This window comes from Paenirhizobium selenitireducens ATCC BAA-1503 (genome assembly GCF_000518785.1).
Classification (GTDB): Bacteria; Pseudomonadota; Alphaproteobacteria; order Rhizobiales; family Rhizobiaceae; genus Allorhizobium; species Allorhizobium selenitireducens.
The window spans coordinates 13,434-25,689 of sequence record NZ_JAEG01000022.1; the positions used below are offsets into that span (position 1 = coordinate 13,434).

Sequence of the window (12,256 nt, forward strand, 5' to 3'; positions counted from 1 at the left end):
TTCGACGGCTTGCATTGCTTTCCACCTCGATGTCGAAGACCTGAACGGCCCGTTTCAACAACAACAAATACTCGGTCCCTACCACCGTCGACTGCCCCGTCGAAGTCCACACTTATGCCAATCGATTCATCACGCACGGTGGCGTTGTTCTCGTCGAACTGTCAGCTTCGGCCGAGGCGAAATAGTCTCTGATCCCTGGCATCAGATGCCTCTCCTGGCTCGCGAACCCGGTACTCTTCGCAACGGCGCACCGCCCTGGGGCGGGTGCCAACGACAGTTTTGGAAATCGTCCGCAAACGGTTTAAGGCGACCGATGACGGTAAACGATAAAATGCTCGCCTTTCTCGGATGCGTTCCGGGCGACGAACTCATCGTGGTGGAGGCCGTCTGCCAGGAAGCTCTCGGCGGAGGAATCTGCTGGCATCGATAACTCTCAACATCCTGGCGCAGCGGCGTGATCCGGCACCCATGGAGCCTCCGCAATCGCTATACGCTTCGGCTGACGACGACTTGATGCGTGGACATTCAGCGGGGTAGTCCCGCCTCCTGCTGGTTCAACAATGTCTGCAGCCTCGCGGCAATTGCGGGAACAGGGGTCAGTCTGCCGCTCTCGACCTCGGGGTAGACGGTCATCATAACGGGCATCACCCGCTCAACTGCTGCGACGACGGTCTGGATCGGCGGCATTCTCCAGCCCCGTGGCCTCGGCCGGCCTAGGGACGTCCATTTGCGATGAGCACGCTTCAACAGTTCGCGCTTGGAGACGGCGTGATATCGCATCAGTTCCATGGCGATCTGAATATCGGATTTCTGGAAGCGCATTGGCAAGTTGTCATTGAAAATTGACACCATCAGCAAGGGACTTGCATTCCATGACTCCTCCGGCGAACCATCTTGATCGCCGTCACCAGCCGGCCCCAGCCGCTCCTCCAAGGCGGCTTGCAGAATGGCCGCGTCTCGCTTGTCGCAGTCCTTCCTCACCGCCTGCAGCTCAGTTTCGTCGATGGGTCCAATGACTTTGTAACCTATCCCTTCTTCGACCACGATATCGTCGGGGTGCGGGAGTACGCTGTTGACGTCGGCGCCGTGCTTGAGGGCCGTTTCCAGCAGATAGCGTTGATAGGCTTTGTATTTGTGTCCAAATGCCACCTTGTCATCAATGTTCTGCTGATTAAGCCGTTGCGCCGCGTTGATTTGATAGACCGCATTGCTGATCGAATGCTGCCCACCCTTTGCAGCCATCTGCATCAGTTTGCGTGTAACCACCTCGTCCATGCGGACCTTCTGCGATAGGCCGTCCGATACGATGGTGACTTCGCGTGCCGCTTCTTTCAACAGCACTTTCTGCAATGGGGTGAGCTTTTCGCGCCCGTCGTTGACGCCGTCACTCGTGCCCCGTCCGCGTCCTTTGTTTCGTCTCGTTGCCATCAGTCTGCTCCCTTCCTGGAGTTGCGTTTCTTCGATGCCGTCGCTTTGACATCGGCACTGACGCCGTCCTTGCCGCTCAGGCGTTCGGCGTTGATCTGCGAGAACTTTGATCCGCTGGCCTCGAGCCGTGCAGGCTCGCCCGTCGCTCGTTCAAAACGACGGATGATGGTGTCGCAGTAGAGTGGGTCCAATTCGATCAGCCGGGCCACGCGGCCGCACTGCTCTGCCGCGATCAGCGTCGAGCCGGAGCCACCGAAGACGTCCAGCACGATATCCCCGCGCCTCGAACAATCCCGGATGGCATCGGCTATCAAAGCTACCGGCTTGACGGTCGGATGCATGGCAAGCTCTTCGTCTCGTGCCGCTCCGAGCGAACTGATCCCGGGATAGTCCCAGACATTGGTGCGATACCGCCCGGTGTCGCCGAGGCCGAAGTTATTGATGTGCGGGGCGCCGCCCTTTTTGAAGACAAACACCAGTTCATGCTTGGATCGATAGAACGATCCAATGCCGCCATTCGTCTTGTTCCAGACGCAAAGATTCTTGAGTTCCTCGAACACCGCCCGGCCGGCAGCGAGCAATTCACCGATATGGCGCCAATCCATACAGACGAAGGCTATTGCGCCATCTGTGAGGTGGTTTGCCGCCGCACCAAGGGAGTCGCGAAGAAAACCGGTAAAGGCAGTCTCGTCCATCTCGCCTGAAGCGACCGCGAACTCCCGGTGTTTCATCCGGCCAAGCCCACTGACATGTCCGGCGATCGGAACATTGTAAGGCGGATCCGTGAACAACAGGGCTGCGGTGCCACCTTCGCAAAGCCGAGCAACGTCCGCGTGAGATCGGGCATCCCCGCACAAGAGACGATGTGGTCCAAGCTGCCAAAGATCGCCCAGACGTGAGACGGCTGGTCCAAGTGATATCGGCTCGACAGCGTCGAGTGCTTCATCAGCTGCCGATGACGACCTCTGTACCCCGTCGATCGTGAAATCGATTTCCGTGGTGGAGAAGCCGAGCAGTTCGATGTCGAAATCCAGATCAATGAGACCTTGCATTTCTATTGCCAGTATATCGCGATCCCAGCCGGCATTCTCGGCAAGCTTGTTGTCGGCAAGAATATAGGCGCGCACTTCATCACGCGAGAGATGGGACAGCATTCGGACCGGCACCTCGGTCATGCTGAGCTGCTTTGCGGCCTGGACACGGCCATGGCCAGCAATGATGGTGTTGTCTTTGGATATCAGCACAGGATTGCAGAAACCAAAGCGCTTGATGCTTTCGGCAATCTGGCCAATCTGCTTCCTCGAATGCCTGCGGGCGTTGCTCGCATAGGGTATAAGTATATCGATCGGGCACGACTGTTCGTTTGGCGGATGCATGCGCATTCTCCATGTTGGATATCGGGATTTGGGCAATCAACAAACGGTCTGTAGAACGCCGTCCGATCGAAACTAGCGTCGTATCGGTACGCTGTTCAAGCGGCTCAGCGTAGAAAGCAAAAGTGTTTCCGATAGTTTCGAAGGCGCAATGAACGTCTTCAATTGATCTTCAAAATGTCTTCAAACCGACTTCTAAGGCCTTCAATCGGGTTCGAACCGGCGGTTTTCTTGAAGAGGTTTTGAAGGCTTCATTTCGTAGAATATTTTTCTCCGAACACGCCATTCCGAGCTCGCGTTAATGAATATCGTTTCCATTGATAGCGCTCGAATCGGGGTTCTAGCGGTGCGGTCGACCATTGGAACGACTACTGGCCGAGTGCATGTCGCTCCCGCACGGGTCGCTGCATCGTCCACCCAGCAGCCGCTACCGATACCAATCCCCGCGCGATTGCCGACCGAAAAGCCGCGAGCCCTTACCGAGCTCACCGCTCTGCACCATCAGATGGCAAACTTTCGCTTTCGAAGAGTTCTGATTTTCTCACCTTCGTTTGAAATCATTTGAAGCCGCGCTTGCTGCAAGCCCTCAACTGTTTCTCCAATCGCGTCGCGGGCAGCGGGGTTGTTCATTTTACGGCCCCAGCCGGCCACGATTTCGACCGCCTTGTCGAAACCCGCCTGGTAGCCCTGGTCAAAGTCTGACTGTTTGGTCGAAGGCGTAGATATCAGCTCACGGACCTCTGGATCCAGCGATCTGATACCTGTTTCTCGTAACTGTCTAAGCGGGACTGAAATCCAATCCCCCGCGACCAACACCGCGGACCACGCCGACGGCGGGCCGGATCGGGTCCGGCCGCGCAACAACACCGCGCGTTGCACATCCCGGAGGGCTTGGCGATAACCGCGAAGAAATGGAGGCATTTGTGACATGGTTTATCCGACGCGATGACTTCTTAAATGGGTCCAAGCCATTGCGTCCGACTGCGTCCATATTGCGTCGTTCGATCGCAAAACCGTGATGGGGTATGCCGTGATATCCGAGCAACAGATCGGTACGCCTGACTGACCGGCATTATGAGGCGTCGGCAGCATGAAATGAGTAGACCCCACGAATGGCGTCCTGATACCGCATAACTAAAATTTTGTGTCACATAACTGCAATTCGGAACCGCGAAACGACAATTCGGATTCACTGAACCACAATCCTGTCGCGACTATCACGCACGCACTCTGGCATTATCCGCCAACGGCACGGGCTTTTTCGCGCTGGGGAACCGCGTAGGATGATAGTTTTGCACTATTGGATTGGCTGCGCGATGGTCTACTTTACTGAAATCAAAAGACATTTTATTCGTGGTCTTCGTTGATTTGAACAGTTTTCGCCGACAGGGGCGGACATAAAGAAATAATTCCACAGCCAATTCTCTCTAGAACCCTTGATTCCTTGATTTTCCAATCGTGCCGGATATCGTTTTGGCATCATTCGCGACCTGATGCCCAGAACTGGTGCCGACGGTTTTGAAACCGGAATCGGCGCTGGGCCAGCGAAGGCCGTCGACGTCACGCCGATCCGCGATCGAAATCGACAATCTGGTCGACTGGTTTGGCCAAAGCCTGCTTCCTCAACCTGTCGGCGAGGTACCGGCCAGCCGAAGCCGGATACCGGTATCACGCCATGCTGGACGAACCAGCCAGGGGCGCAAAACTCAAACAATGTGGACTCCGGCACCCCCCCCGGGCGGTGCGGTTCGATCGTAGCGCACCGATTTCCTGATCGAGACGCGACGCTCGTCCATAGCCCCCTTGCATGTTCCCTCTCGCCGGAAATCAAGCAAGCGGCAGCTTGACCTGGACCTCGACGCCCTGATGCCTGACCGGTCTGGGGGAGATGACATTCACGGTCATGCCGGCGCGGTCGGCGATGGCCTTGATGATGGAAAGGCCAAGGCCGCTGCCGCCGATCTTTGCGTCGCCACGCTCGAACCTCTGCATCAGCCGGTCCATGGCTTCGCCCGGCAGAACCGGGCCGTCATTGGCGACGCGAAGCGATCCGTCCGCATCGAGAGACGCCTCGACCACGCCATCCTGTGCACCGTGCTTCAGCGCATTCTCGATCAGATTGCGGAACAGAATGCCCACGGCGTCGGGATCCAGCTTGGACAGCACCGGGGCTTGCGGAAGGGTCAGGACAATCCGCCCCTCGCCGGCCCGCGTGAAATCCTGGACAATCATCTGCAGGACGAGCCTCAGATCGGAAGGCTCGTCGCTTTGCAGGCGCCCGCCTTCGGCGCGGGCGAGCTGCATCAGCTTTTCCGACATGCGCATCAGCCGCTTCAGTGTGGTTTCGATCTCGCTCGCTCGCTGGCCCGTCAACGCCTCCGTGGTTTCGGAGCGAATGCGCTGCGCCTGGGCGATGGCGCCGGCGACCGGCGTGCGAAGCTCGTGCGCCGCATTGGCGGCAAAGGCCCGTTCGGCGTTGAACGCCGCCTTCAGCCGGTCCAGCAGCTGGTTGATGCCCGCCGAGATCGGGCGAAGCTCGCTCGGCAGGCCACTGTCCGGCAAGGGCGACAGATCCTGGGCGCCGCGATGGGCGAGCTCCTCCCGCAGCCCACGCACCGGGCGCAGGGAACGGCGCACCACCAGGCTGATCACCAGCAAACTCAAGGGGATCACCACGATCAACGGCAGGACAAGGCCGAGCAGCATCTTGTGGGAGAGTTCGGTGCGCTGGTCGAGCGATTCGGCGACGGCGATCGTCAGGCTCCCTTCGGCGTTCACATCGTAGTAGAGCTGGTGCGTGTCGGTCTCCAGAAAACCGCGCCTGACAAAGGGCGGAAAGATCGAGACGTCAGCGCCTCTTGAAGCGAGCAGGACCCGCCCGTCGCGGTCACGCACGACAAAGGTCACATCCTCGCCATACCGCGCCTCGCGGCCGATGCGCGTCTCGCCGTCGTCGTCCTCTTCATCGTCATCATGCTCGACCGCATCGCGACGCCCGTAGCCTTCCCGCAGGTCGTGCCGGGCAATCGGCAGGATGCGCTGCGCCGTGGCTTTCAGCCCGTCGTCGAACACTTCCTGCATTTCCCCGCCGAGGCGATGCGCCGTAACCGCAGCGGCCGCCAACCACAGCAGCGTGACGGAAAGCCCGACCGCAAGCGCCAGGCGTGTCTGAAGCGAAGCGCCGATCTTCATGCCCGCCCCAATCGATAACCAAGGCCCCGTTCGGTCTCGATCACATGGGCGCCGAGCTTCTTGCGCAGCCGGCTGACATGAACCTCGATGGCATTGCTGTCGATTTCCGTATCGAAGGAATAGAGCCTCTCCTCAAGCTGCGCCTTGGAAAAGAGCTGGCCCGGACGCTGCAGGAAAGCCTCGAACAGAACCCATTCGCGCGCGGTCAGAATAACGGCCTTGCCATTCAGCATGACGCTTCGAGCCGCGAGATCGACGGTGAGCGGGCCGAGCGTGACGATCGGGTTGGGGTTCCCGGTATAGCGGCGGGCGACCGAGCCGATGCGGGCGGAAAGCTCGGCCAGATCGAAGGGCTTCACCATGTAATCATCAGCCCCGGCATTGAGCCCGGCAATCCGGTCCGAAACCTGGTCGAGAGCGGTCAGGATCATCACCGGCGTGACATCGCCCCTGCCGCGCAAAGTCTTGAGAAATGGAATGCCCAAGCCGTCGGGCAGCATGAGATCGAGCAGGACAAGATCGTAGCCGGCGGCGGCCAGCGCGTCGCCGGCCCGATCCAGTCGGACGACCCAGTCGACGGAATGGCCATCGGCAGCGATCTGGTCGCGAATGGCAGCACCCAGCGCCGTATCGTCCTCGATCAGCAGAACCCGCATCATTGCCTCCCGTTTCACATCTCTCCTAGTCCTCCCGCCAGCTTACGGGAAGCTGAAGCAATGTCGCGTCGTTTGTCAGGTGCCCGTCAGTTCGCGAGGCCAATCATCGCTCCAACACAGAAGAGGAAGCGACGATGAAGACCGGCATCCTGCCCACCGTGGCCTTGGCCATCCTGGCCGCGACATCCGCCCAGGCCAGGGACGATTGCGATATTCCGATTGCCCACTGGCAGCCGCGCGAGGCCGTCCGGGCCATGGCCGAGGATCGCGGCTGGACGCTGAAGCGCATCAAGATCGATGACGGTTGCTACGAAGTCTACGGCATCGACAGGGATGGCCGCCGTTTCGAGGCGAAAATAGACCCCGCGACGCTCGAGATCATCGAGATTGAGGAACGCCACGACCATCGCTGACCTCTCCTCCACCCCCCCATCACGACGCCCCGAACAGGAGACAACCCCATGACTTACCGCAAACTTCTTCTGGCTGCCTGCGCAGGCACCGGCCTTTTCGTCGCCTTCGGCAGCCTCGCCATGCCGTTCGACGCGCTGAAAACCAGCGCCGCAAGCGCCATCGACCTGGTGGACTATGACGAGGGCGACGACGATGACCACCAGAACGGGCATCGCCGCCATCATGACGATCGCGGTCGCCAGGCCTCCAACGACTGCCGCGGCGACGACGAAGATGACGATGACGACGACGACAGCGCCTGCGGCGGTCGTGGCGGCGTCATGCAGCAGCAGAACGCCACGCCGCCGGCCAATGGACTGTTCGCACCGGGCTCCAAGCCAACCGTCCAAGTGAACTGAACCGTCCAGAACCGCAGAGGAAATTACAATGAAGTCCCTTCTTGCCATGCTCGCCGTCACCACGGCACTCACCCTACCCGGCCTCGCCATGGCGGGCCAGGTGACGTTCACCACCACTCTTAGCAACTACGGCGGCGATGGCGCCTACCTTGCCTATTACGTCACGGATGCTCAGGGCAAATATGCCGGCAGCCTGTGGATGGCTGGCGGCAAGGCGAGATACTACGAGCACCTGAGTGGCTGGTACCGCGCCACGGGCGGCGATAACGCCGAGATCAACGGCATCACCGGCGCCAGCGTCGGCGCGGGCCGTTCGCTGAAAATCACGCTCGATCTGGCCGATATGCTGTTCGATGCCGGCTACCAACTGCACATCGATTCCGCCGTCGAGGACATGCGCGACAGCCCGAACGAGATCGTCGTGCCGCTGACGTCGTCGGGCTCCGGCCAGACGGTGAAGGGCAAGCGCTACATCGCCGACTTCACCTACGCCCGTTAAGCAGGAAGGACGCTCGTCATGATCCGGTCGCTCCACCGTTGGTTCGGGCTGATTGCCGCCGTGCTTCTGATTGCCGTTGCGCTGAGCGGCATGGCACTGTCAGTCTTCCCGGCTGCCGAGGCGCTCACAAGGCCCGCCGCACAAGCAATCAGCGTCGCGGAGCTTGCCGCGCGCGTGCAGGCGGCCGAACCCTCGGTGGAGCAGATCAGGCGGGCACCGTCCGGCCGCATCACCGCCTATTATTTCGACGGCGACCAGCCGGCCTCCGCGGTCATCGACCCCGCGACGGGCAAGCCCGCGGGCAGCGCCGACACATCGGCGCTGCAACGCTGGCTGACCATTTTCCACCGTTCGCTGCTGCTGGACGATACGGGTCGTATCATCACGGCGGGTGGTGCTGCGGTCATGCTGCTTCTTTCGATGTCCGGCCTTTTCCTTCTGGCGCGGCGCGCCGGCGGATGGCGGCTGCTTCTGAAGCCGATGCGCGGCACCGGCGACGGGCGACTTCATGCCGTGGTGTCGCGGTTGGCCCTGCCGGGTCTGTTCCTCTCCTCGCTTACGGCTCTCTGGATGACCGCCGCCACCTTCGGCTTCCTGCCGGAGGGCGCCGGCGCGCCGGCCTTCCCGGCAGAGGTCAGCGGCCAGACGGGCGTGGCGCTCGCCGCCATACCCACGCTTCTGGAGACGCCGGTCGATGAACTGCGTTCCCTGAGCTTCCCGGCCGCCACCGACGCAACCGACGTCTTCACGCTGAAGACGGCGCAGGGTGAAGGCTATCTCGATCAGGGCAACGGGACGCTTCTCGCCTGGACCGATGCCGGCTGGATCGATCGCGTCTCGCATCTGATGATGATGCTGCACACCGGCCAGGGCCTGGCATGGCTCGGCCTGCTTCTCGGGCTTTCGGCCCTCAGCGTTCCAGTTCTCGGATGGACGGGCGTCTCGGTCTGGCTTGCCGGCCGACGCGATGGCAAGACGGCCTCCGTTGCCGCTGGCGATGCCGATACCATCGTGCTGGTCGCCAGCGAAGGCGGCACGACGCGCGGATTTGCCGCGACGCTCCAATCCGCGCTCTCCGCGCAGGGACTTCGCGTGCATGTGGGGCCGATGGCGCACTTCAACCCCGCCCGCTGGCCAAGGGCACGCCGGGTCATCCTGCTCGCCGCCACCTATGGCGATGGCGCGGCACCGGCCTCGGCAAACGGCTTTCTCGAGGAGTTCGCGCGCTGTCCGGCAAAACCCGGCCTGCCGCTTGCCGTGCTCGGTTTCGGTGATCGCAGCTTCCCGGAATTCTGTGGTTTCGCGGCCGGGATCGCGCGAGCTGCCGAGGAAAAGGGTTGGCCGCTGCTGACCCCGTTCGACACTGTGGACCGCCAGTCGCCGCAGGATTTCGCCCGCTGGGGACGCAACCTTGCGCAAGCGCTCGGCCTGGACTTCGAGCTGAACCATCAACGGGCGGCGCCGAAGACATGGGAACTGCCGCTGATATCGCGGCGCGATTACGGCGCCGACGTGCAGGCGACGACGGCGATCCTGCGCTTTGCCCTGCCGAAAACCTCGCTTTGGCAACGCCTGACAGGCCAGGGCCTGCCGCGGTTCGAAGCCGGCGACCTGATCGGCGTGGTGCCGCAAGGCTCCGACCTGCCGCGCTTCTATTCGCTGGCGTCCGGTACCAGGGACGGCTTTCTCGAAATCTGCGTGCGCAAGCAGGCCGGCGGTCTTTGCTCCGGCCAGTTGACGGCGCTGGAGCCGGGCGAAACGATGACTGCCTTCGTGCGGACGAACCCTGCCTTCCGGCCCTCGCGCGGCGGAAAGCCGGTCATCCTTATCGGGGCCGGCACCGGGATCGGACCGCTCGCCGGCTTTGCCCGCGCCAATCATTCGGGCCGGCCCATGTATCTCTACTTCGGCACCCGCCACCCCGCCAGCGATGCGCTTTATGCAGAAGAGCTTTCCGGCTGGAAGGACGACGGTCGGCTCGCCTCGGTCTCGACGGCCTATTCGCGGACAGCGACGCCGGCCTATGTGCAGGATATCCTGCGCAAGGACGCGGCACGGCTTGGCAGGCTCATCGCCGCCGGCGGTCAGGTTCTCGTCTGCGGCGGACGGGAGATGGCGGCCGGAGTCGCCGCCGCTCTTGCCGATATTCTCGCGCCGCAGGGTGTTACCCTTGCCACACTGAAAGCGGAGGGCCGTTATGCCGAAGACGTTTACTGACCTGACGCGCCACGCGCTGAACGGCCCGACCATGGGCACCCGCTGGTCGGCGCTGTTCCACATGCCGGCCGATTTCGACGCCGAACCCGCCCGAATGGCCATGGCCAATGCCGTAACCGAGGTGGACGAGCAAATGTCCAGCTGGAAACCGGACAGCGATCTCAACAGGCTGAATGCCGCAAGTCCCGGCGAATGGATCACTCTGCCGGAGCGGCTCATCGCCGTTCTCGCCGCCGGCCTTGCCATCGGCCAGGCTTCGGGTGGCGCCTTCGACATCGGCATGGGCGATGCCGTTTCCGCCTGGGGCTTTGGCCCGGACGCGGCCGACGAGGACCGGATCAAGGCCGCGCGGCTTTTGAGCCGCAACCCGGCGCACGATATCCTGGAACTCGACACGGCCAGCGGGCGCGCCCGAAAACATGCCGACATGCGCTTCGATCTGAACGGTATCGCCAAGGGCTATGGCGTCGACTGCCTGACGGAGGCTGCGCGCCAGCATGGCATCGACGCCGGTCTCTTCGCCATCGACGGGGAGTTGCGGGCGCTTGGGCTTCAGCCGAATGGCGCTCGCTGGACCATCGCCGTCGAACTGCCTGACCCGGACGCGCGTGCCCCGCACTCCATTCTCGAACTGCGCGACGCCGCCGTCGCCACGTCGGGCGACTATCGCCACTTCATCGATGTCGGCGGCCACCGCCTGTCGCACACCATGGACCCGCGCCTCGGAATGCCGCTCAGACAACCACCGGCCTCCGCGACCGTGATTGCCCGCGACTGCATGAGCGCCGACGCGTGGGCCACGGCCATGATGGTACTCGGCGAGGCACGCGGTCTGCCGCTTGCCGAAAGTCTCGGGCTTTCCGTCCTGTTCCTGTATCATGAACTAGACAAGCGTGCCGGATGCGGTCTGTTCGCGGCGTGAGCAGGGCGGCCATTTCGACGTCTTGTGTTTACCACCACGCGCAGATAACGGCGCGAAACCATCTTTCGAATGGAGCCACCCATGTCCCGATTGCACGCGGAAAACCATCTCGTCTCTCGCATCGGCTGGCTTCGCGCCGCCGTTCTTGGGGCCAATGACGGGATCGTTTCGACGGCGAGCCTGATCGTCGGCGTCGCCTCTGCTTCCGCCGCGTCGTCCGACGTGCTTGTGGCCGCCGTGGCCGGCATGGTCGCCGGCGCAATGTCGATGGCCGCCGGCGAATACGTGTCCGTCAGCTCGCAGGCCGATACCGAAGAGGCCGATCTCTCCCGCGAGCGCAAGGAGCTTGAAACCCAGCCGGAAGCCGAGCTGGAAGAACTGACCCAGATCTACGTGAAGCGCGGCCTCACCCCTGATCTCGCCCGACAGGTTGCGGATCAGCTGACCGCCGGAAATGCGCTTGATGCCCATGCCCGCGAGGAACTGGGCATTGTCGAACACATGGCCGCCCGCCCGATCGAAGCCGCGCTGACCTCGGCCCTCACCTTCGCCATCGGTGCGGCGCTTCCCTTGGCCATGGTATTCGTTACGCCGATCGACACACTCGTCTATGCGGTCTCCATTGCATCCCTCGTCTTTCTCGCATTGCTCGGCGCGATCGGGGCCAAGGCCGGCGGCGCGAATATCCTCAAGGCCACGGTGCGCGTCACCTTCTGGGGAGCGGCCGCGATGGCCCTGACGGCCGGCATCGGCGCACTTGTCGGAACGACCGTCTGAGGATTGACCGACGTCATGATGCAGATACTTGGCGACTGGAGAGACTGTCGGAGAGGTCGGTGATGCCGCCTTAACTCTGTCCAGTCTGCGGCGCTCCAGGTTGGTCCCAGAGCGAGAACCTGAAACGGCAACCGACATGCCCCCAGCGTGGCCTCTCCACCCGTAGCTGGGCGACATTCCATGTACCAATGCCGATCTGCGAGAACGGTCGGCCCGCAATCGTTTCGGAGCCGATCAAAAAGGGTTACAGAACGAGGCGCTGGCCGCGATCACACAGAGACTGCCGTCGAGCAGCACGACCGGCGCACTGGACGATTCAATGATCGCAAGCGCCAGACTGAGCGAGGCTTGGGGATCGAGCGGTATGACTATTGTCATTG

At 62.1% G+C, this 12,256-nt stretch carries 12 protein-coding genes; 6 read left to right on the forward strand and 6 right to left on the reverse strand.

Translation table 11 applies throughout. The annotated features are described in order from the left end of the window. Positions 1 to 525: 525 nt before the first annotated feature. The 5 genes from L867_RS25935 to L867_RS0120365 form a co-directional block, all read right to left on the reverse strand. On the reverse strand, positions 526 to 1,428 hold the full coding sequence (locus L867_RS25935; protein WP_051439133.1) for a hypothetical protein: 903 nt from the start codon (positions 1,426 to 1,428) through the stop codon (positions 526 to 528). Beyond that, the gene (locus L867_RS25940) at positions 1,428 to 2,804 is read right to left on the reverse strand and encodes a site-specific DNA-methyltransferase (RefSeq protein WP_051439134.1); all 1,377 of its coding nucleotides are present in this window, start codon (positions 2,802 to 2,804) and stop codon (positions 1,428 to 1,430) included. Before L867_RS25940 ends, L867_RS25935 begins: the two co-directional genes overlap by 1 nt. 498 nt (positions 2,805 to 3,302) lie before the next feature. Continuing rightward, positions 3,303 to 3,731 (reverse strand): hypothetical protein, encoded by a 429-nt coding sequence (locus tag L867_RS0120355; RefSeq protein ID WP_146086537.1) that lies wholly within the window; start codon positions 3,729 to 3,731, stop codon positions 3,303 to 3,305. An 897-nt stretch (positions 3,732 to 4,628) separates the two neighbouring features. Then, on the reverse strand, positions 4,629 to 5,993 hold the full coding sequence (locus tag L867_RS0120360) for an ATP-binding protein (protein ID WP_028738563.1): 1,365 nt from the start codon (positions 5,991 to 5,993) through the stop codon (positions 4,629 to 4,631). Next, positions 5,990 to 6,649: a response regulator transcription factor gene (locus L867_RS0120365; RefSeq protein ID WP_028738564.1), complete on the reverse strand. Its 660-nt coding sequence runs from the start codon at positions 6,647 to 6,649 to the stop codon at positions 5,990 to 5,992. Before L867_RS0120365 ends, L867_RS0120360 begins: the two co-directional genes overlap by 4 nt. 134 nt (positions 6,650 to 6,783) lie before the next feature. On the opposite strand from L867_RS0120365, the gene L867_RS0120370 reads away from it, so the two are divergent. The 6 genes from L867_RS0120370 to L867_RS0120395 all read left to right on the forward strand — a co-directional run bounded on the left by L867_RS0120370 (position 6,784) and on the right by L867_RS0120395 (position 11,876). Next, on the forward strand, positions 6,784 to 7,062 hold the full coding sequence (locus tag L867_RS0120370; RefSeq protein ID WP_028738565.1) for a PepSY domain-containing protein: 279 nt from the start codon (positions 6,784 to 6,786) through the stop codon (positions 7,060 to 7,062). Positions 7,063 to 7,110: 48 nt separating this feature from the next. Then, positions 7,111 to 7,461 (forward strand): hypothetical protein, encoded by a 351-nt coding sequence (locus L867_RS0120375; protein WP_028738566.1) that lies wholly within the window; start codon positions 7,111 to 7,113, stop codon positions 7,459 to 7,461. Positions 7,462 to 7,489: 28 nt separating this feature from the next. Further along, a complete protein-coding gene (locus L867_RS0120380) occupies positions 7,490 to 7,960 on the forward strand; it encodes a DUF2271 domain-containing protein (protein WP_028738567.1) in 471 nt (156 codons plus the stop codon). An 18-nt stretch (positions 7,961 to 7,978) separates the two neighbouring features. After that, positions 7,979 to 10,177: a PepSY domain-containing protein gene (locus L867_RS0120385; RefSeq protein WP_028738568.1), complete on the forward strand. Its 2,199-nt coding sequence runs from the start codon at positions 7,979 to 7,981 to the stop codon at positions 10,175 to 10,177. After that, positions 10,158 to 11,099: an FAD:protein FMN transferase gene (locus tag L867_RS0120390; protein WP_028738569.1), complete on the forward strand. Its 942-nt coding sequence runs from the start codon at positions 10,158 to 10,160 to the stop codon at positions 11,097 to 11,099. Before L867_RS0120385 ends, L867_RS0120390 begins: the two co-directional genes overlap by 20 nt. An 81-nt stretch (positions 11,100 to 11,180) precedes the next feature. Further along, complete coding sequence (locus L867_RS0120395; RefSeq protein WP_028738570.1) at positions 11,181 to 11,876, forward strand: VIT1/CCC1 transporter family protein; 696 nt, start codon at positions 11,181 to 11,183, stop codon at positions 11,874 to 11,876. Between the two features lie 234 nt (positions 11,877 to 12,110). Here the strand turns inward: L867_RS0120395 and L867_RS27540 are convergent, their stop codons facing one another. After that, the gene (locus L867_RS27540; protein WP_156951580.1) at positions 12,111 to 12,254 is read right to left on the reverse strand and encodes a hypothetical protein; all 144 of its coding nucleotides are present in this window, start codon (positions 12,252 to 12,254) and stop codon (positions 12,111 to 12,113) included. Positions 12,255 to 12,256 lie beyond the last annotated feature (2 nt).

What these genes read in the sequence shown, in the direction of transcription:
- L867_RS25935 (WP_051439133.1), bottom strand. Translation starts at nt 1,428, where the DNA reads ATGGCAACGAGACGAAACAAAGGACGCGGACGGGGCACGAGTGACGGC.
- L867_RS25940 (WP_051439134.1), bottom strand. Translation starts at nt 2,804, where the DNA reads ATGCATCCGCCAAACGAACAGTCGTGCCCGATCGATATACTTATACCC.
- L867_RS0120355 (WP_146086537.1), bottom strand. Translation starts at nt 3,731, where the DNA reads ATGTCACAAATGCCTCCATTTCTTCGCGGTTATCGCCAAGCCCTCCGG.
- L867_RS0120360 (WP_028738563.1), bottom strand. Translation starts at nt 5,993, where the DNA reads ATGAAGATCGGCGCTTCGCTTCAGACACGCCTGGCGCTTGCGGTCGGG.
- L867_RS0120365 (WP_028738564.1), bottom strand. Translation starts at nt 6,649, where the DNA reads ATGCGGGTTCTGCTGATCGAGGACGATACGGCGCTGGGTGCTGCCATT.
- L867_RS0120370 (WP_028738565.1), top strand. Translation starts at nt 6,784, where the DNA reads ATGAAGACCGGCATCCTGCCCACCGTGGCCTTGGCCATCCTGGCCGCG.
- L867_RS0120375 (WP_028738566.1), top strand. Translation starts at nt 7,111, where the DNA reads ATGACTTACCGCAAACTTCTTCTGGCTGCCTGCGCAGGCACCGGCCTT.
- L867_RS0120380 (WP_028738567.1), top strand. Translation starts at nt 7,490, where the DNA reads ATGAAGTCCCTTCTTGCCATGCTCGCCGTCACCACGGCACTCACCCTA.
- L867_RS0120385 (WP_028738568.1), top strand. Translation starts at nt 7,979, where the DNA reads ATGATCCGGTCGCTCCACCGTTGGTTCGGGCTGATTGCCGCCGTGCTT.
- L867_RS0120390 (WP_028738569.1), top strand. Translation starts at nt 10,158, where the DNA reads ATGCCGAAGACGTTTACTGACCTGACGCGCCACGCGCTGAACGGCCCG.
- L867_RS0120395 (WP_028738570.1), top strand. Translation starts at nt 11,181, where the DNA reads ATGTCCCGATTGCACGCGGAAAACCATCTCGTCTCTCGCATCGGCTGG.
- L867_RS27540 (WP_156951580.1), bottom strand. Translation starts at nt 12,254, where the DNA reads ATGACAATAGTCATACCGCTCGATCCCCAAGCCTCGCTCAGTCTGGCG.